The sequence below is a fragment of the Deltaproteobacteria bacterium HGW-Deltaproteobacteria-18 genome (assembly GCA_002841885.1).
Lineage (GTDB): Bacteria > Desulfobacterota > Desulfovibrionia > Desulfovibrionales > Desulfomicrobiaceae > Desulfomicrobium.
The window spans coordinates 120,470-139,010 of the sequence record PHBE01000010.1; the positions used below are offsets into that span (position 1 = coordinate 120,470).

Consider the following 18,541-nt stretch of genomic DNA (forward strand, 5'->3'; position numbering starts at 1 on the left):
TCAGGGCAACGTGAAGTTGATCTCCACCCGCTCCAGGCTCACGGCTTCGAGCACCACGTTCAGAGTCTGCCCCATGGCGAAGGTTTTGCCCGTACGCTGGCCGAGGAGGTCTTGGCGTTCCGGGTCGAAGACGTAGAAGTCGTCAAGGGTGGCGAGCCGCACCAGACCGTCCACGGGCATGTCCAGAAGCTCCACCCAGAAGCCGAAATCGGCCACTCCTGAAACAACCCCGCGCATGGTTTCGCCGATCCTGTCCTCCAGTGCGAGGATGGCCGATCTCTTCTGAATCTCCCGCTCCGCTTCCATGGCCTTTCTTTCTAGGGCGTTCAGCCCTTCGCAGATACCCTGCACGTCTCCCACGCTCATTTTTTCCGGTTCACCAGCCAGCAATCGTTTCAGGGATCTGTGCACCAGAAGATCCGCGTATCGGCGAATGGGCGAGGTGAAATGGCAATAGGCGATGGACGCCAGTCCGTAATGACCGTCGTTGTCCGGCGAATACTGCGCCTGCATCATGGTGCGCAGGATGAGGCGGTTGACCAGATATTCGATGTCCGTGCCTTTGGCCGCATGAGAGATCTGCTGCAGACCCATCTGATTCATTTCTTTGGGCAGTCGGTCTACCAAGCTTGTGTGCGAGAGCATGCGCAGCAGGGTTTCCAACTTCTTTTCGTCGGGTTGCGGATGGATGCGGTACGGGAAGACGCGCTGTCGCGCGCCCATGTACTCGGCCACGCGTTCGTTGGCCGCGATCATGAATTCCTCGATCAGGCGGTGGCTGAAGAGGCGGGTACCGGCGTGGACACTGATGATGTCCTCGACCACGCGGACCTGTGCCTCGGGGATGTCGAAATCAAGGCATCCGCGATCCATTCGCCGCTTCATGAAGATTTTGGCCAGTTCCTCGGCGTCGCGCAGCATGGGCAGAAGCGGGGACGTGTCCTGGTCCGGCGAGCCGTTAAGGGCGTCCTGCACCTGGTTGTAGGTAAGACGGGCCTGACTCATGATCACGGCGTTGTAGAGCCGCGGAGCGCCGGGTTCGCCGTCAAGCGAGTAGGGCGTGTCCACGACCATGGCCAGTCGCGGCACTAGCGGCCGCAGGCTGCACAGTCCGTTGGAGAGGGCCTCAGGGAACATGGGCTCCACGGAAAGCGGGAAATAATAGGAATTGCCCCGTGCCATCGCCTCGACGTCCAGCGGCGAGCCTTCGGGCACGTAGTGCGCCACGTCGGCAATGGCTACGATCAGCCTGTATCCGTTCTCCTGTCGTTCAACGTAGACCGCGTCGTCGAAATCCTTGGCCGTCTCGCCGTCGATGGTCACAAGCGTGAGCTTGCGCAGATCATTCCGACCCGCCCAGTCCTCGGGCGATGGGACGCCTGGCAGGGCTTCGGCCTGTCGCAGCGCGGGAACCGGAAAGACTTCGGGAATAAAGTAGCCGGTCTTGACGAGCAATTCCTGGGTGGCCAGATCCCGCTCCTCGCCCAGACGGCGCAGGGCCGTACAGCGCCAAAGTCCTTTTTCCTGTTCCTCGACCGGTGCAACGCTCAGGATGTCGCCTTTTTCGGGATTGGGAATGCCGCTGGTATCGACCACGGTGTAGAAAGGCATGCGGGAGTCCGTGGGATGGCAGAAATAGCTGTCCTGATGGATGCGCCGGCTGACCCGGACCAGGAGCTCGCGCGTGGCGCGGTCCAAAACCTCGACGACCCGCCCTTCCGGAGAATCCTTCTTGCGCGAGCTGTCGATCACGGCGACGACCTTGTCGCCGGGCCAGGCTCCGCCGAAATTGTTGGAATGGATGAAGAGATCTTTCTGCTTTTTGTCTTCGGAAATGAGGTAGCCAACTCCCGAGCGGCGCACGTCGAGGATTCCGGTCATGCGCGGCAGGTTGTCCAGGAGCCCGTAGCTCTTGCCCATCTGGACGATCTCGCCGCTCTCGACCATCTGGGCCAGCGTGGATTTGATAACCTTCTTGAGGGAGGCGTCGGCGTCGAACAGATCGAAGATGTTTTTGCTGCGCAGGGGCGCACCGGCCTGGTGCAGGGCGGTAAGTAGGTTTTTCTTGGAAAATTTGGTTTGTCTAGCTTGCTTTTTCGGGGGCATGTAAAGTCCATGGTAGGTTGTGAAAACGTTCGCCGAGCCAGTCGCGAAACGAAAGAGGGCCGGCGGTTGAGAAGGATGTCGTCAGCTGCGGAGTCCACAGCCGTTCATCGGCAAAGGGCGCCAGTTTGACGGCGTCCTTGGGAGTGCAGACGATGTGCGCGCAGTTGTTGCGTTCGGCGGCTGCGACAATGGCCTGCCAGTCGGAGATGCCGAAGGGGTGATGATCGGGATAGATCAGGTGCCGGACCGGCTTTTCTCCAAGATCTGTCTTGCAAGTCTGACACACTTTGTCCGGATTGGCGATGGCCGTGACGAGCAGAAAGCGTTGTCCGTCCAGCGTATCCCGCGCCTCTCCAGTCAAGGCGTTGGCCACGCCCCGGGCCGTGACCCGGAAAAAAAAGATGGGCTTGCCCAGGATCGCCAGCTTGATATGGGCGATGGTCTCAAGGCACCCGTCATCGTCGAACATGGTGTTGATCAGAAACGCATCGGCCCTGGCCAGGGCTGAGGTGTCTTCGCGCCATGATCCGGCGGGGATGACCCGGTTCCACTCCACGTCCAGATCCCGCGGGCACATGAGGCACAGGTTCAGGTCGCGCTGGACGCGCAGGTGCTGATACCCGTCGTCGAGGACAAAGAGATCGGCCATTTTTCTGGCCGCGATCTTGCCGGCCCGGACGCGGTTGGGGTCGACCAGGATCTGGGCCTGGGGGTGGGTGCGCTTCAAAAGCAACGGTTCGTCACCCGCCTCATGCGGCGGACTCAAAAGCTGGACCGCGTAGGGCAGGTGCGGCGGTTTGGCACCGTAGCCGCGAGTCAACACAGTGGGACGCAAGCCCTCATCGCGGGCCCAGTCCAGCAGCCAGGATACGACCGGGGTCTTGCCCGTGCCGCCCCAGGAAATGTTTCCGACGCTGATGCAGGGGGCCGGGGGCCTCCAGGACACGCGCCTGCCCGAAGCGTAGAGTCTGGCGCGCAGGCGCATGATCCGGGCGTAGGCCTTGCTTAAGGGGCCCAGTATGTGGGGGAACTGGCTTTGCAGTCGAGATATGCGGTCAGGAGTCATGGTTTGAGCGCCGAAAAAGGAAAAGGGCGGCCTATGCCGCCCCCGGATTAGTTTCGGGAAGATCCGAAGAATCGCAGCAAAAAGAGAAACAGATTGATAAAATCAAGGTAAAGGGTCAGCGCTCCGAGAATGGTCCCGCGACGTACGGCCACTGTATCATCCATGGGTGCGGACTCGCCCATGACTTTGAGCTTCTGGGTGTCGTAGGCGGTGAGGCCGGTGAAGATGAGCACACCGATTCCGCTGATGACGAAATCAAGGGCTGAACTGGCCATGAAGATGTTGACGACAGAGGCGAGGATGATGCCGATGAGCCCCATGAACAAGAAGCTGCCCCAGCCGGTCAGGTCCTTCTTGGTGGTGGCGCCGTAGACGCTCATGGCCGCGAACATGCCTGTGCAGACAATGAAGGCCTTGAAGATGGAGGCCGCCGTGTAGACCAGGAGGATGGACGACAGTGTGGCGCCGGTCAGGGCGCTGTACAGAAGAAAAAGACCCGTGGCGGTGCCGGCGGACAGGCGATGCACGCCCCCGGATATGGCCAGAACCAGGCCGAACTGGGCGATGATCATGCCCCAGAAAATGATGGGATTGGCAAAGATGACCTGGGCGATGGCGGGCGTGTTGGCCACGGTGTAGGCAACCACGGCGGTCAGACCCAGCCCGAGGCTCATCCAGTTGTAGACCCCGCGCAGGAAAAGGTTGGTCGCCTGCACATCGGTGCGGGACTGGGAAACAGTCTGGAAGTTCATTGTTCCTCCTCAATATGGTTATTCTTATGTTGGATGAATTTTGGCGATGCTTGCGACTTTCCAAAATTCCCTAACGGAGCGATCCGGAAAACGCTTCTTGACGCCAGAAATCAGCCCTTCTGATTTAGGTCATCTGGGGCGCAAGTCAAGGATTGGCGGTCTCCGGCCCAAAAATGGGCCCGAAGTGACAAAATTTGTCGGTTCGGACCCAGAATCCGCGCCGGTTTGCTTGCTCCGAAACTCACGGCAACACGAGAATATTCCTTAGCAACAAAAAAGGCCCCCCCCACCATAACGGTCATTCCTGCTAAGGCGGGAATCCATGCCTTTTCCAACTAGCTGAAAAAAAATAATTTCCCGCCAGTATTCGACAAGATCCGCCATCCCAAAAATGACTCCGCCCGAGGCCTCCGAGATATTTTTACGCCTTTCAGTGAAAACAAAACAAAAGAAATGACACCTTGGCACGGATAATGATAGTAGTCCAATACAAGCATGGATATCTCAACCCAACTTTATTGGAGGATAGTATGAACCGGTTCAGAAAGAATGAAAAAGGCTTCACCCTGGTCGAACTTTTGATCGTCGTGGCAATTATCGGTATCTTGGCAGCGATCGCGATTCCGCAGTTTACGAAGTATAAGAGGAATGCGTCGCTGGCTAATTGTAATTCGGATTTGAGAAATTGTATCTCTGAAGCTGCTGCGCAGTTCGCTGTAGACAATGTTCTTCAGACAAACTGTACTACTGTAGCAGGAAGCAAGCTTGTTGGCTTTGCTGTTAATGCGTCGGCTAATGGAAATGTTGATTTTATTACAGATGCTGGTGTTGATGCTCAGGATACTGCTACTACTGCGTATGATAATGTTTCTATGAACCTCAGGATAGACGACGGTGGAGCAAATTGTACTTTTAATTAATGATCAAGTTGCATAGAATTGTTTCTGTAAACTCTAAAAGCACTTTCGCCATGTCCAAAGGGAGTGCTTTTAGAGTGTTTTTAGCAGAAGAATCCAAGTCTTCTTTTGACTTTTATTAATCATCTTAACGATATCCTTGATTCCTTCAGCCATTCTTCTATCTGTATCGATCTTCCTTTTCACTCGCGCGATGGCGACGGTGCTGTACTTCTCGATTTTTGAAGTGCTCTCCGATTTGTTTCAGGTTGTCTCCTTTGAGGATTCTGGAGAGATATATGGAGATGTCGCTAGGATCATTAGTCATTCCTCGCACGGCCGAGATCAAAACGTTTTCGGTGACGCCTTGGGCTTCACAGACGGCTTTTTTGATCGCCTCCATGGTGAGCGGCGCAAGTTGCCTTGATTCCGGGACTTCGGGGCTGAGCTTGGCTACGAAAAAACGGTCTTCGATGGTCTGGACGAAGTTTGAATTCCCTAGAATCGTGGGCAATATCTTGAGGGAGAAAATCTTCTCAATCTCTTCGTCTTCATCCACGTGCCGGTAATGATTCTGGCCAGGCTGGTGGTGGATGTGGAGTATCTGCGCAAAGGCCTGGGACGGGCGCTTATCAAGGATGTGTTGCTGTGAACGCTGCAGGCTGCGGACATCGCAGGGATCAGGGCGGTTCTTGTGCATGCCAAGGACGCACAGGCCCCGGGAATGGTATGCTTCCTGGGATTTTGAACCGAGCATGACGGATCCGTATCATCACTTTTTACTTCTGAAAGATCTTAAGTCCCCCCTTGATCGATAATCCCGCTCCGGGCATGATGTGCAGCATCTTAGCCTCCAAGGAGCCTCTGTGAACTCACCCGACTATATCGATTTTGCGGCCGTTGCGGCCCTCCTCCAGCAAGCCCACTCCGAAAACAGAAATTTCCTTTACGAATACGAAGTCTACACCCTGCTCGCAGCGTCCGGGGCCGAGACTCCTCCGCAGGTCAATCTGCTGGTGCGCGGGGCGCGACCTTCCGATGCGGAGCTTACGGCCATTCCCGGTGAGCGGGCGGTGCTCAAGATCGTTTCCCCGACCATCGTGCACAAGACCGAGGTCGGCGGGGTGCGGATTGTGGCCAAGACGCCGCAGAGCGTGCGTTCGGCCCAGCGGCGCATGCTCTACGAGGTGCCCGAGAGCTATGCAGCCTGGATCGAGCGCAACCCGGACGCCGCGCCGCCCTCATATCGAAATCTCAGTGGTCAGGCATTGGTGGCCGCCATCAGCCGGGACGTGAAGGGCGTGCTGCAGGTGCAGTTCATGCCGCCGGACTCCGACACCTTCGGCCACGAGCTCATCGTCGGCCTGCGCCGTACCCGCGAGTTCGGCATGGTCCTTAGCGCCGGGCTCGGCGGAACGGATACGGAGCTTTACGCCCAGCGTTTCCGCAAGGGCCAGGCCATTGTGGCAGCGTCCACGGCCATGACCGATGGGCAGACTTTTTTCGAACTTTTCCGCCAGACCATCTCCTACAAGAAACTCGCCGGGTTGACCCGGGGGCAGCGCCGCATTGTGACTGACGAGCAGCTCATCGAGTGCTTTGAAAGTTTCGTGGCCATGGCCAATCATTATTCGCCGGACAATCCGGACGCGCCATTCATCATCGAGGAACTGGAAGTCAATCCCTTCGCTTTTACCGATTATCTGATGGTGCCCCTGGATGGCATGTGCCGCTTTTCCCTGCCACAGTCTCAAGCTGCGGGCAGGCCAGTGGGTAAGATCCATAATCTGCTGCACCCGGAGCGCATCGGCATTGTCGGAGTTTCGGCCACGCGGCGGAATTTTGGGCGCATCATTCTGGAGAACATCCTGGCCCAGGGTTTTGACCCGCAAAACGTGACGATCCTGCGCGAGGGCGTCCCTGATCAGAGCGGAGTGCTGTGCGTGCCCGATCTGGCCGCTCTGCCACACAGGCTCGATCTGCTGGTGGTGGCCGTGGGTGCAGCCCAGGTCCCCGATCTGGTGGAGGAGATCATCCGCCGCGACGCGGCCCACGCGGTCATGCTCATCCCCGGCGGCATGGGCGAAACCGAGGACAGCCGCGAGCGCGCCGCCCAGGTCGTGGCCCAGATCAACGCGGCTCACGCCACGAGTGACGGCGGACCGGTTTTTCTGGGTGCCAACTGCATGGGTGTGGTCTCCAGGCCCGGGCGCTACGACACCTGGTTCATCCCCGAGGAGAAGCTGCCTCGCGACCGGGGCAAGCCCTACCGCCGCGCGGCCCTGGTCAGCCAGAGCGGGGCCTTCATGCTGCATCGCAGCAGCCAGTGTCCGGAACTGGTGCCGGCGTACATGATCTCCATGGGCAATCAGACGGATCTGACCCTTGGCGACATGGTCAGCTATTTCAAGGATTCGGATCAGGTGGATGTCATCGCGGTCTATGCCGAAGGATTCAGCGACCTCGACGGGCTGGCATTTTGCCGAGCCGTGCGCGAGGTGGTCATGGCCGGCAAGGAGGTGGTCTTCTACAAGGCGGGCCGTACACCGGAAGGCAAGTCCGCCACCAGTGGGCATACCGCTTCGCTGGCCGGTGATTTCATGGTCTGTGAGAGCTGCGTGCGTCAGGCCGGGGCTATCGTGGCCCAGAATTTCAATCAGTTCCAGGACCTTTTTCTGCTGGCCGAAACCCTGCACGACAAGCGGATACGCGGCAATCGCCTGGCGGCCGTGAGCGGCGCGGGTTTCGAGGCCGTGGGCATGGCCGATTCCATTCAGAGCGACGACTACGCGATGCAACTGGCGCCTTTTGCGCAGGAGAGCGCGGAGAAGATCGCCGGAGTGCTGCGTGAGAAGCGTCTGGATGCACTGGTCAGCATAGTCAATCCGCTGGACATCAACCCTGCCGCCGATGACGATGCCCACGCCCGCATCGCCGCCATCCTGGCCGCAGACTCCGGAGTCGATGCAGTGGTCCTGGGGCTGGATCCCCTCTCTCCGGCCATGCATACCCTGGCCGAAACAGACGTTCCGGCCTTTGACCTTCATGCCGAAGGCGGCATTGCACGCTTGCTGCCGGAAGTAGCCAGGCAGAGCGACAAGCCCATCATCGGCGTCATCGACGGCGGCCGCCTCTATGATCCATTGCGCGACGTGCTCATGGCCGGGGGCGTCCCGGTCTTTCCGGTCTGCGACCGCGCGGTGGCGGCGCTGGCCCAGTATATTCAGGCCAGGTTGTTCGCTGATGTGTTGCGGGGCGGTTCCTAGTCTTCGACGACAGCGCCCAAATCGACCTGCAACCCTGCTTCCTTGGCTTTCAGGACCCGGCGCACGATCTTGCCGCTGCTGGTCCGGGGCAGAGCCTCGACGAACTCCATGGACCGGATCACCGCCACGGGGCCCACTTCCTTGCGGATATGGGATTTGAGCATGCGGATGATTTCGTTGCGATCGTCCAAGGCCGCGAACTCCGCTTGCAGCACGATGTAGGCCTTGGCCACCTCGCCCTTGATCTTGTCCGGGATGCCGATCACGGCCGCTTCGGCCACGGCCTTGTGGGTCAGGAAGGCGTTTTCGAGTTCGACGTTGCCGATGCGATGCCCGGCGATGTTCATGACGTCGTCGGAGCGGCCGTGGATCCAGATCAGACCGTCTTCGTCACGGGTGGCGATATCCCCTGCCCAGTACTTGCCGGGCCCCAGCGGCCAGTAGGTCGCGTCGTGGAGTTCGGGCTTGCCGAAAATATCAAGCAGCATGGACGGCCAGGGTTTGGTGACGACGAGGTTGCCGGCCACCCCGTCTTCCACGGGATTGCCTTCCTCGTCGACGATGGCCACCTCGATGCCCGGCATGGGCCGGTGCACGGAGCCCGGCTTCAGGACCGAGACCGGGAAGGGGGTGATCATGCATCCGCCGGTTTCGGTCTGCCACCACGTGTCGAGGATGGGGCATTGGGAGTGGCCGATGAATTTGTAGAACCAGAGCCAGGTGTCGGGGGAAATGGGTTCGCCCACGCTGGCCAGGAGGCGCAGGGTCGAGAGGTCGTGCATGCGCGGATACTGGTTGCCGTAGCGCATGAGCATGCGGATGACCGTGGGGGCCGTGTACAGGATGGTCACTCCGTAACGGGCCACAATGTCCCACATGCGGTCGGCCTGGGGATAGAGGGGATGCCCCTCGTACATGACCGTGGTCGTGCCGGCGATGAGCGGACCATAGACCACGTAGCTGTGCCCGGTGATCCAGCCCATGTCGCCGGTGCACCAGAAGATGTCCGTGGGCTTGATGTCGAAGACCCAGTCCAGCGAGCGGTGCAGGCCGACCATGTATCCGGCGTGGCCGTGCACGATGCCCTTGGGCTCGCCCGTGGTTCCGGAGGTGTGCAGGATGAAGAGCGGGTCGCCTGAGTCCATGATCTCCGTGGCCGCGTCGGAGCGTTCCTGGCGGACCAGGGCGTCGTACCAGATGTCGCGGGCCTCGCCCATGTCCACGTCCAGCTTGGCGCGGTTGACCACGACCACGGTCTCCACGCAGTCGCATCCTCCTACCAGCGCTTCGTCCACGGTGGATTTCAAGTTGACGATGCGTCCGTTGCGGTAGAATCCGTCGGCGGTGACGACCAGCTTGGCCTCGACCTCGGTGATGCGCTGGCGCAAGGCCTTGGCGGAAAATCCGGCAAAGACCGAGCAATGCACGGCCCCTATCTTGGCGCAGGCGAGCATGGCCATCATGGTCTGGGGGATGAGCGGCATGTAGAGCACCACCCGGTCGCCCTTGCCAAGGCCCAGCGAACGCATGGCGTTGGCCAGCTTGTTCACCTCGCGGTAGAGTTCATAGTAGGTGTATTTTTTGGTGTCTCCGGCCTCGCCTTCCCAGATGAGCGCCAGCTTGTTCTTGTTGGCCGTGGCGATGTGACGGTCGAGGGCGTTGTATACGATGTTGCACTGGGCGCCCTTGAACCACTGGTAGCGAGGAGCCTCGGAGTCATCCAGGATAACGTCCCACTTGTTGAACCAGTCCAGTTCCTGGGCCGCGTCTTCCCAATATCCCAGGTTGTCGGCCCTGGCCGAAGCCTGGGCCGTGGCAAACTCCTGCGGATTGACATTGGCCTCAATGACCAATTGGGGCAGGGGGCGGAAGACGAGTTCTTCGCCATAGGCCATGTCGGTTTCTTTCATGGCGTTCTCCTTGCGCGGCAGGCCGCGTTTCATGCCGGTGCGTCGTTCCATATTGTGTACTCGTTTTAGTATTCTGGGAAAGCCAATTCTCGGCTAATGGCCTTTTGGGCCAGGTAAGCGCCGCTAGAGTTGCAAAATTTTCTTCAGTTCGCCGATGCGCCGCCTGCTGACCGGAAGCTCGATCTTCTTGCGTCCGGCCGTGCGCAGCATGAAATTGCCGCCGGGCATGGATGCGATCTCCGTGACCATGTCCAGGTTGACCAGATACTTGCGGTGCACCCTGCAGAAGCGATGCGGCCGCAGGCGCGCCTCCAGGTTCTTGAGACGATATGAGGTCAGGAAGCGGTCCTGGGCCGTGTGCACGAAGCTGTAGTCCTCGTAGGCCTCCACGTACACGATCTGCGTGTAGGGGATGAGGATGTGGCGGCCCTCCTGATTGACCGGCAGCTTTTCGATCTCCGGGGAGCGCTCCCGGCTCATGTCCCACGCCTGGCGCAGGGCGTTGACGAAGATCTCTTCCTCGTCGTCGCCCATGGACAGTTGCACGGTCTCTTCGTTTATGTGCTGACGGGCCTGCAGGGGCTGGGTCGGCGGGGATGCCTTCTTGCGTGGAAGCAGCGGGCGCAGGCGCTCGATGGAGCGCGCGAAGCGGTTCGCGTTTGCGGGCCAGAGCAGATAGTCGGCGGCTCCCAGTTCGAAGGCGGTGAAAGCCTGATCCTCTTCCGTGGCCAGGAAGATGAGCGCGGGCGGGTCGTCGCCCTGGGCCAGATGCGCGGCCAGTTCCATGCCGCTGACTCCGTGCGGCAGGTCCGTGCCCATGAAAAAGACATCGTAGGGGATGAAGGTCAGCATCTCCAGGGCCTCAAACGAGGACACCGCTTCCCCGAGCACGGCAATCTCCTTGACAGGGGAGAGCATGTCTCGCAATTGAGACCTGACTTCAGGATCCGGGTGAAGAAGCAACGCTTTGAGTTTGGACATGGCGCCAGCCTGGTCGCAGGTAATGGGAAAACGATCATATATCCTTGATTTCAAAAGTTCTCAAGCGCTGTTCCCGTCTTCGGCGCCGACCTTGGGGCGGACGTGTTCCAGCTTGCGGCTTTGAGCGTTAATTATCTGAATTCAATTGGTTTTGTCGTTTCTCTCCGAATTTTCTCCCACCTTGCGTTCAATGGACATCCCAAAGAAAATCAAATATCAATAAACGTTTTACCCGTAATGAACGCGAGTCTCTCTCCCAACACAGGACATATGGCTACACAAGAAAATATCAGAAATTTCAGTATTATAGCCCACATTGATCACGGCAAGTCAACCTTGGCCGACCGGATCATGGAAAAGACGGGGCTTATCTCCGATCGTCAGAAAAAGGACCAGTACCTGGATCGCATGGAACTGGAGCAGGAACGCGGCATCACCATCAAGGCCCAGAGTGTGCGCATTCCCTACAAGGCCAAGGACGGCCGCAACTACATCCTGAATCTCATCGACACGCCCGGTCACGTCGACTTCTCCTACGAGGTTTCGCGCAGTCTGGCCGCGTGCGATGGGGCGCTGCTGGTGGTCGACGCTACCCAGGGAGTGGAAGCCCAGACCCTGGCCAACGTATACATGGCGCTGGACAATGATCTTGAAGTGCTGCCGGTCCTGAACAAGATCGACCTGCCCAGCGCCGAGCCCGAGCGGGTGGCGGAGGAGATCGAGGAAGTCATCGGCATCGACTGCACCGATATCGTCAAGGTTTCGGCCAAGTCGGGGCTGGGCGTGGAAGAGCTGCTTGAGCGTCTCGTGGAGCGGGTTCCGCCGCCAAAGGGCGATACTGAAGCGCCTCTGAAAGCCCTGATCTTCGACTCCTGGTACGATTCGTATCAGGGCGTGGTCGTTCTTTTCAGGGTCCTGGAAGGACGGATCAAGAACGGTCAGCGCGTGCAGATGTGCGCCACGGGCAAGAAGTTCGAAGTCACCAAGCTCGGCGTTTTCTCGCCCGAGCCCACGGACATAAAACAGCTCGCGGCGGGCGAGGTCGGCTTCATGTGCGGGGCCATCAAGGAGCTCAAGGATGCCCAGGTCGGCGACACCATCACCGACCCCGACAATCCCACGGCCACCCCTTTTCCCGGATTCAAGACCATAAAACCCATGGTCTTCTGCGGCCTCTATCCCGTGGAGCCGGGGGAATACGACACCTTGAAGTCTGCGCTGGAGAAGCTGCAGCTCAATGACGCCGCCCTGTACTACGAGCCCGAGACCTCTCAGGCCCTCGGCTTCGGATTCCGTTGCGGTTTTCTGGGACTTTTGCACATGGAGGTCATCCAGGAACGCCTTGAGCGCGAGTTTCAGGCCAAGCTCATCGCCACCGCCCCTTCGGTCATCTACCGAGTGACCCGTATTGACGGCGCGACCTTTGACATCGACAATCCGAGCAACCTGCCTCCGCAGGAAAAGATCCAATCCATTGCCGAGCCCTTCGTTCGCATGGAGATTCACGTTCCGAACGATTACGTCGGCAACGTGCTGGGACTTTGCGAGGAGAAGCGCGGCATCCAGAAGGACATGCGCTACATGACGTCCACCCGCGTGGTCATCAGTTACGAGCTCCCCTTCTCGGAGATCGTCTACGACTTCTTCGACCGTCTCAAATCGGTGACCAAGGGCTTCGCCTCTCTGGACTACGAGGTCATCGACTACCGGGTGGCCGATCTGGTCAAACTTGATGTGCTCATCAACAGCGAAGCCGTGGACGCCATGGCGGTCATCGTGCACCGTTCCAACGCGGCGTACCGGGGTCGCGCCCTGGCGCTGAAGCTCAAGCGGGTCATTCACCGCCAGCTGTTCGAGATCATCATTCAGGCGGCCGTGGGCAGCAAGATCATTGCGCGTGAGCGGGTTTCGCCCATGCGCAAGAACGTCACGGCCAAGTGCTACGGCGGTGACATTACCAGAAAGCGCAAGCTCCTGGAAAAACAGAAAGAAGGCAAGAAGCGCATGAAGCGCATGGGCAGCGTGGAGATTCCGCAGGAAGCATTCCTGGCAGCCCTTCAGTCGGACGAATAAAGTTTCGATAACAACTGCGTAGGCAGATTACGTATCAGGCAGGTACAGACATGAACCCTCGTTGGCAGACAATGCTCAAGGAATACGCCGAAGCCCTTATCGTGGCGCTCATACTGGCGTTTTTCATCCGTTCTTTCGTGGTCCAGGCTTTCAAGATTCCGTCCGGATCCATGCTCCAGACCTTGCAGATCGGCGATCACCTGCTGGTCACCAAATTTGCATACGGCGTAAAGATTCCCTTCACCAACACCATGATCATCGAGCGTGAAGGCCCAGAGCATGGCGACATCATCGTGTTCGAATTCCCCGAGGACCCTTCCAAGGATTTCATCAAGCGCGTCATCGGCCTGCCGGGCGACGTCATCGAGATCCGGGACAAGAAGGTCTTCCGCAACGGCGTGGAACTTCAGGAATCCTACATCCAGCATGTCGATGCCTCGACGTCCGTGCCTCGGCGCGACAATTTCGGGCCCGTCATGGTGCCCGAGAACAAGTATTTCGTCATGGGCGACAATCGTGACGAATCATACGACTCGCGTTTCTGGGGTTTTGTCGAGCGCAACACCATCGAGGGCAAGGCTCTCATCCTGTATTGGTCCTGGGCCAGCCTGACCGACATCCGCTGGGAACGCATCGGGCAGATGGTGGAATAGGCATGATCGCCAAGGTCTCCACCGCCGCCTTGCTGGGAATCGACGGATTCTCCATCGAGCTAGAGGTGGACCTGGCACGGTCGGGCATGCCCGCCTTCATCATGGTCGGGCTGGCCGAAGGCGCGGTACGGGAAGCCAAGGAGCGCGTTTTTTCGGCGCTCAAGAATTCGGGCTTCAAGCTGCCGCCCAGCCGCATCACCGTGAACATAGCCCCGGCCGATATCCGCAAGGAGGGCTCGGGCTACGACCTCCCCCTGGCCCTCGGCCTTTTGGCCGGGGCCGAAGTCATCTCCGGAGAAAAGCTCTCCGGCCTCTATCTGGCCGGAGAGCTTTCGCTTTCAGGGGAACTCAAGCCCGTGCCCGGTGTCTTGCCTTTGGCACTACGGGCCCGTGAAGCCGGGGCCCGGGGCATGATCGTGCCCGAGGCCAACGGCAGGGAAGCCGCCGTGGTGCAGGGGCTGCCCGTGTTCGGCTGCAAGAGCCTGGCCCAGGTTGTGCGCTTCGTGCTCGGCGAAGAGGATATCGCTCCTCTGGTCTGCGATGTGGAGGGCCTGTGGAGCGAGCAGGAGCAGTTCCGGCGGGATTTCTCGGAGGTCAAGGGGCAGGAGCGGGCCAAGCGGGCCATTGAGATTGCCTGTGCCGGGTCGCACAACATGCTCATGTTAAGGTGTGAATACCCCGTCAATTATTTCACGGGCTGACATGTCCACTTAGGCTTAACTGCGGCTCAAGATGGGGAGTTTAGAAAAAAATAATAGCATCTTTCAGGGGTAAAAATATAGCGCGGAGAATTGAGATGGCGAAGCGTCCACAGAATAAATGTAAAAACTGCTCTTACACATGGTATCCGAGAGGACATGATGTGTCTATGTCATGTCCTAACTGTGGTTGTGGAGATATTGGTTTCTCGATTTCTGAATGGATAAGGATAGTGTCCGCTATGGTTGTCTTTTTTTTAGTTGTGATATTTCTTTTGAAGTCGTGCTAGTTCGTTTTGTAAAGTAATCTATCCTGTACGCAAGCGGGAAATAAGGTTCTTCACGCTGGACGCATGCCACAAGCCTCCCCTGGCCGTAGTGATTCCCTGTCTGTTCAGTTCATCAGCAATACCCTTCAAGCTCGTGGTCCCCTTGGTCTGGATTTCCTTGACCACATCGGCCAGCTTTCCGGCCCGTTCATCAGCATTCCGCTTCACTGCCTCCACCCCTAGTTCGTTCCCGTACTGCCGGAGGTGAGCCGCTCCATTCGGACAGCCCAGCTTCACGCCTCGTTCCTTGGCGGCAGCAAGGGCGGCCTTGGTTCTGGCAGAGATGGCCTTCCTTTCCTCCTGGGCTACAAGGGCCATGATGCCCACTGTAAGCTCGTTGGCAGTCGGCATGTCGGTGGCGATGAAGTGAACCCCAGCCTCCTGTAAGCCCAGCAGGAAGTGGGCATTGCGTGACAGTCGGTCCAGCTTGGCGATAACAAGCGTGGCCCCTGTGAGCCTGCAATGGGCCAGGGCCTTGTTCAGTTCTGGTCTGTCGTTCTTCTTCCCGCTCTCAACCTCGACGAACTCATTCAACAAGGTCCAGTTCCCGCCGTTCAAGAAGTCGGTGACAGCCTTCCTTTGTGCCTCAAGGCCAAGCCCTGACAGTCCCTGCTTGGCGGTGGATACCCTCAGATATGAGATGAACTTCCCTTCAGCCATGTCCTTTCCTCCTGCTTACAAATCCCGCTTACGTTCGTTAGGAGGTTTTGTAATAGGATGGAAGGGGGGGGGGGTGTCAAGCGAGCCTTTGTTGTTTGTCTTGGGTGTCCTCAAAGTTGAGGAGTCCCTTCGCTTAAATCTAAATTCAACTTAGGGTTGCCGATGACTGCAACCTGATGGTCGGGGTATTAGGCTGTCGGTGGGTGGCGGCCTGTCTATGGAAGCAAGGAACGATGACTATCTTGGTGATGATTAATTCTCCAAGGAGTTGAAGCGGACGCAAGGCACGGGGGAACTTGGTCGATATTATAGTACGATATGGGCTTTCAGGTTTTTGAGGGAAAATTAATCGACAGGTTGTTGGTTTATCTGTTGAACAAGCTTCCAAAGAAAAGTGTAGCGCTGGCAGTGAGAACGATTTTCACCATGTCAGCGAGTAAGTCTTTCGTCATTTCTGGGCACTTTAAGACGTATCCGATGTGATTATAAGTAAGGCATATGAATACTCCTACCCCGAAAAGTACAATTCCTCCAACTATAACTGCCAAGAATATAAGAAGGCCAACTTGGCATTTTGTAAAAGCGGCGTTTTTTTTTATTTTGTTGTCTTGTTCTGGAAGTGGATCATTATGAACGGGGTTAAGGGGAGATTCTTCAAGCGCTTGAAGCGGATTGGTTGTTTCTGTTCCACGAAGACCTTTCACAGAAGATACCCTTATGACAAAGAAAGTTTATTTAGACGTACTTCGACACTCTGATGGCTGACACCAAAAAAGTCTGCGAGCTGGCTACGGGTATATTTCTTTTTTTCTCTAAGCTCTCTGAATTTTCCTTCGGGCATCAATAGTTCTGCTGCAAAGGAGTTCGCGTCGGCTTCAGGCGTATCATAGGGTGTTGTGGTCACTCGAAGGTCAACAACATTCTCTCCCTCATGGAGCACAATGTGCCCAATTTCATGGGCCGCCGTGAAGCGCTGTCTTTGAGGGATATCGTAGGCGTTGGTGTACACCCTGTGCTGTTGGTGATTGACAGCGCCTGCAACACCAGCGGTCTTTTCGTTGGGCTGGAACTGTACCCAATGATAATTCAAGTGATCAAGAATGGCGCTAAGGGGCACGGGGAACTCGTCAGTTACTCCTGCCGCGTCGATGAGTTCGGAGGCCTTTTTCTTGATTTGCTCTTGAGTGTAGTTGTTCATATTCGCTCCTGAATACTTTAAGATATAAGCCATCAATAATATCGCGTCAATCGGGCATCTGCTGAATACTGTGGTCTTGTGCCTTCATCGGCAATGCCCCTGCACTCCGGTGAATCCCGTAGCCAAGAAAGTGAACCCCTCACGGGCCACCTCGTACATAGGGAAGGAACGCTTGGCTCTGGCCGTTCTGTGGGTGGATGTAGGAGGTCTGCTCAAAATTGAGCACACCCTTCAGCTTCCTGGCGAACTCATGGACCATCTGATCCTTGTCGGCCACCACGGCGTCGTAGCGTTTGGCCTTGGGGAGCATGGCAGCGTTCGCAGCCAGGAGCGCATCACGTTCCCTGGTCAGTGCCATCAGCACCCGACCGGCAACCGTCTGGGCCTTGGCGAGGAACTCAAGGTCGGACATCTCTCCGGTGACGATCTTCTCCTGACCTATGATGTACCCGCCGTTCTTGCGGATGGATGGGAGGACATCGTTGGTCACCCACTTCTTGAACCGCTTGGCTTCCGCTTTGCGGGACCGGAGGATCAGGGAGTAGAGGCCAGACTCGTTGATGATGGTCAGATCCTGATCCCCACCGGGGGTACTCACATTGAGAGTACCCTTCTCGTCATCATCGAGAAGGCGAACCCCGTTGTAGGCATCTCTGAAACCGAGAATCTCACATACATCCTTGGCGATGAACCAGGGGTCACCATTCTGGTCGGTGATGCGGACGTTGACATCCCGGCCAATGGTCAAGGGAAACTGGAAGGTGGTGATAGCGTTGGTGGTGGTATTGGACATGAGGTATCTCCTTGTGATTATTTATGTTAATGTGTCTCAGCCCAGGAAGGACCGATCTTGAATTCACCTGTGGTCGGGCATGCGAAACCGAAATGCTCACCGGCCAGTCGGATGGACTCTGCGAACAAAGCCCCGACCTGCTCGGCTACATCTGGACGGGCGAGGAACTGAGCCTCATCGTGGTTGGTGGTAAACATCCTTTCCCTTTGTTCTCCGGCAGGTTATCCCTAGGGCAGGAAAAAGCGACCTTCATATTTCAATTCTAAGGCCATCCAAATATCATCTTGTCCATTGATATCATCTTCAAGCTAGGACGCCCGAGAGTGGCGATTACGGGCCAAATAGAGGTGTGTCTCTGTAAGCCCTTGGTTCGCCTAGGTGCTGGGAGGGATGGAGGTCAAAAGTATCGAATCGATACCTTTGAGTAATACCGGGCACCTTCAGGCCTGACCTGCTATTTCCCTACAGCTTGGTATGAAAAGCGAAAAAAGGGGAGACCGTGGGCCGGGGCTTCCTCGGTACTTCACCCCTTCGAGGAGGTACCGTGTATGCTGTGGCGCATGATCTCCCCTGGAAGGTGGAGCATATGTTGTGCATGAGGACGGCCCCATGCTCTGGCTGGCGGTGAAGACCTCATGCCGGATATGGAGACTGTAAGCTCTGAAGCTTTAGCTGGCTGTTCATTATCAACGATGGTGATGATGACTACGAACAAGGCCTTTCTAGGTCCCCTTTGGTAAACGTAAGGTGTCCTAAGGTACTCCTAAGGTTTCCCTTAAGGTGTATCTTAAAGTTTTCATCTTCATCAAGCTCCTAAAATTCTCCTTCCTACCGGAGGTGTCTCTTTAGGTGTCCCTCTAAAAGTGGTCCCTAATTACAACTGATTGAGATTATTCACAATTTCAACCAACCCTTAGAGGGTCTTCCGCCTCTCACAGATTTACCTGATAAAGATAATAATCCTGGGTGGTTAACTCCTCCTATGAGCAGGAGGTCTCCACCGCATATCAGCCCTATGCCAAGGCGAGAGGTCGGCCCAAAGCTCCCCGGTTCCTTTGGCTCTGGAGTTGCCCCTATTAAACCGGACACTCTGCGGTTGCTGAAAGGCGGATGAATTCCCTTGGCGAAAGCATCCGCAGCCCCTTGTGTGGGGCGAACTC

The 18,541-nt window shown here is 57.3% G+C and carries 13 protein-coding genes and 2 pseudogenes; 6 read left to right on the forward strand and 9 right to left on the reverse strand.

The genetic code is table 11. The features are described 5' to 3' along the window. The 3 genes from rnr to CVU60_11020 are packed head-to-tail and all read right to left on the reverse strand — an operon-like array spanning window position 1 to window position 3,924. Window positions 1–2,106, reverse strand: a complete 2,106-nt coding sequence (gene rnr / locus CVU60_11010; protein ID PKN41538.1) for a ribonuclease R — start codon at window positions 2,104–2,106, stop codon at window positions 1–3. Beyond that, window positions 2,084–3,172: a tetraacyldisaccharide 4'-kinase gene (gene lpxK / locus CVU60_11015; GenBank protein PKN41539.1), complete on the reverse strand. Its 1,089-nt coding sequence runs from the start codon at window positions 3,170–3,172 to the stop codon at window positions 2,084–2,086. The genes rnr and lpxK overlap by 23 nt, the downstream gene beginning before the upstream one ends. A gap of 47 nt (window positions 3,173–3,219) precedes the next feature. Beyond that, a complete protein-coding gene (locus CVU60_11020) occupies window positions 3,220–3,924 on the reverse strand; it encodes a hypothetical protein (GenBank protein ID PKN41540.1) in 705 nt (234 codons plus the stop codon). A gap of 530 nt (window positions 3,925–4,454) precedes the next feature. Between CVU60_11020 and CVU60_11025 the strand changes: the two are divergent. Continuing rightward, window positions 4,455–4,568: pseudogene (locus tag CVU60_11025) on the forward strand (pilus assembly protein). 433 nt (window positions 4,569–5,001) lie between these two features. On the opposite strand, the gene CVU60_11030 reads toward CVU60_11025, so the two are convergent. Further along, entirely contained in the window at window positions 5,002–5,334 is a 333-nt protein-coding gene (locus tag CVU60_11030; protein ID PKN41541.1) for a hypothetical protein, read from the reverse strand. Between the two features lie 38 nt (window positions 5,335–5,372). On the opposite strand from CVU60_11030, the pseudogene CVU60_11035 reads away from it, so the two are divergent. Both CVU60_11035 and CVU60_11040 read left to right on the forward strand, forming a co-directional pair. Further along, window positions 5,373–5,638 (forward strand): annotated as a pseudogene (locus CVU60_11035) (GNAT family N-acetyltransferase). Window positions 5,639–5,686: 48 nt separating this feature from the next. Further along, window positions 5,687–8,086 carry a CoA-binding protein gene (locus CVU60_11040; GenBank protein PKN41542.1) on the forward strand — a complete coding sequence of 800 codons (2,400 nt, stop codon included), beginning with the start codon at window positions 5,687–5,689 and terminating at the stop codon, window positions 8,084–8,086. Here the strand turns inward: CVU60_11040 and acs are convergent. Both acs and CVU60_11050 read right to left on the reverse strand, forming a co-directional pair. After that, a complete protein-coding gene (gene acs / locus CVU60_11045) occupies window positions 8,083–10,029 on the reverse strand; it encodes an acetate--CoA ligase (GenBank protein ID PKN41554.1) in 1,947 nt (648 codons plus the stop codon). The two genes, CVU60_11040 and acs, sit on opposite strands and share 4 nt — an antisense overlap. A 90-nt stretch (window positions 10,030–10,119) precedes the next feature. Next, window positions 10,120–10,977: a DNA-binding response regulator gene (locus CVU60_11050; protein ID PKN41543.1), complete on the reverse strand. Its 858-nt coding sequence runs from the start codon at window positions 10,975–10,977 to the stop codon at window positions 10,120–10,122. Between the two features lie 270 nt (window positions 10,978–11,247). Between CVU60_11050 and CVU60_11055 the strand changes: the two genes are divergently transcribed. Genes CVU60_11055 through CVU60_11065 form a run of 3 tightly spaced genes read left to right on the forward strand, consistent with a single transcriptional unit; the run spans window position 11,248 to window position 14,404 of the window. After that, window positions 11,248–13,050: an elongation factor 4 gene (locus CVU60_11055; protein PKN41544.1), complete on the forward strand. Its 1,803-nt coding sequence runs from the start codon at window positions 11,248–11,250 to the stop codon at window positions 13,048–13,050. A gap of 50 nt (window positions 13,051–13,100) precedes the next feature. Beyond that, window positions 13,101–13,703 (forward strand): signal peptidase I, encoded by a 603-nt coding sequence (gene lepB, locus CVU60_11060; protein ID PKN41545.1) that lies wholly within the window; start codon window positions 13,101–13,103, stop codon window positions 13,701–13,703. Between the two features lie 2 nt (window positions 13,704–13,705). After that, a complete protein-coding gene (locus tag CVU60_11065) occupies window positions 13,706–14,404 on the forward strand; it encodes a magnesium chelatase (GenBank protein ID PKN41546.1) in 699 nt (232 codons plus the stop codon). A 305-nt stretch (window positions 14,405–14,709) separates the two neighbouring features. On the opposite strand, the gene CVU60_11070 is transcribed toward CVU60_11065, so the two are convergent. From CVU60_11070 to CVU60_11080, 3 genes are all read right to left on the reverse strand, one after another. Further along, window positions 14,710–15,390, reverse strand: a complete 681-nt coding sequence (locus CVU60_11070; GenBank protein ID PKN41547.1) for a resolvase — start codon at window positions 15,388–15,390, stop codon at window positions 14,710–14,712. 715 nt (window positions 15,391–16,105) lie between these two features. Beyond that, the gene (locus CVU60_11075; protein ID PKN41548.1) at window positions 16,106–16,621 is read right to left on the reverse strand and encodes a hypothetical protein; all 516 of its coding nucleotides are present in this window, start codon (window positions 16,619–16,621) and stop codon (window positions 16,106–16,108) included. Between the two features lie 106 nt (window positions 16,622–16,727). Beyond that, window positions 16,728–17,381, reverse strand: a complete 654-nt coding sequence (locus CVU60_11080; protein ID PKN41549.1) for a hypothetical protein — start codon at window positions 17,379–17,381, stop codon at window positions 16,728–16,730. Between the last annotated feature and the right edge of the window lie 1,160 nt (window positions 17,382–18,541).

Excerpts from the sequence above, each read along its gene's own strand:
- rnr (PKN41538.1), bottom strand. The coding sequence starts at position 2,106 with ATGCCCCCGAAAAAGCAAGCTAGACAAACCAAATTTTCCAAGAAAAAC.
- lpxK (PKN41539.1), bottom strand. The coding sequence starts at position 3,172 with ATGACTCCTGACCGCATATCTCGACTGCAAAGCCAGTTCCCCCACATA.
- CVU60_11020 (PKN41540.1), bottom strand. The coding sequence starts at position 3,924 with ATGAACTTCCAGACTGTTTCCCAGTCCCGCACCGATGTGCAGGCGACC.
- acs (PKN41554.1), bottom strand. The coding sequence starts at position 10,029 with ATGAAACGCGGCCTGCCGCGCAAGGAGAACGCCATGAAAGAAACCGAC.
- CVU60_11050 (PKN41543.1), bottom strand. The coding sequence starts at position 10,977 with ATGTCCAAACTCAAAGCGTTGCTTCTTCACCCGGATCCTGAAGTCAGG.
- CVU60_11055 (PKN41544.1), top strand. The coding sequence starts at position 11,248 with ATGGCTACACAAGAAAATATCAGAAATTTCAGTATTATAGCCCACATT.
- lepB (PKN41545.1), top strand. The coding sequence starts at position 13,101 with ATGAACCCTCGTTGGCAGACAATGCTCAAGGAATACGCCGAAGCCCTT.
- CVU60_11065 (PKN41546.1), top strand. The coding sequence starts at position 13,706 with ATGATCGCCAAGGTCTCCACCGCCGCCTTGCTGGGAATCGACGGATTC.
- CVU60_11070 (PKN41547.1), bottom strand. The coding sequence starts at position 15,390 with ATGGCTGAAGGGAAGTTCATCTCATATCTGAGGGTATCCACCGCCAAG.
- CVU60_11075 (PKN41548.1), bottom strand. The coding sequence starts at position 16,621 with ATGGCTTATATCTTAAAGTATTCAGGAGCGAATATGAACAACTACACT.
- CVU60_11080 (PKN41549.1), bottom strand. The coding sequence starts at position 17,381 with ATGTCCAATACCACCACCAACGCTATCACCACCTTCCAGTTTCCCTTG.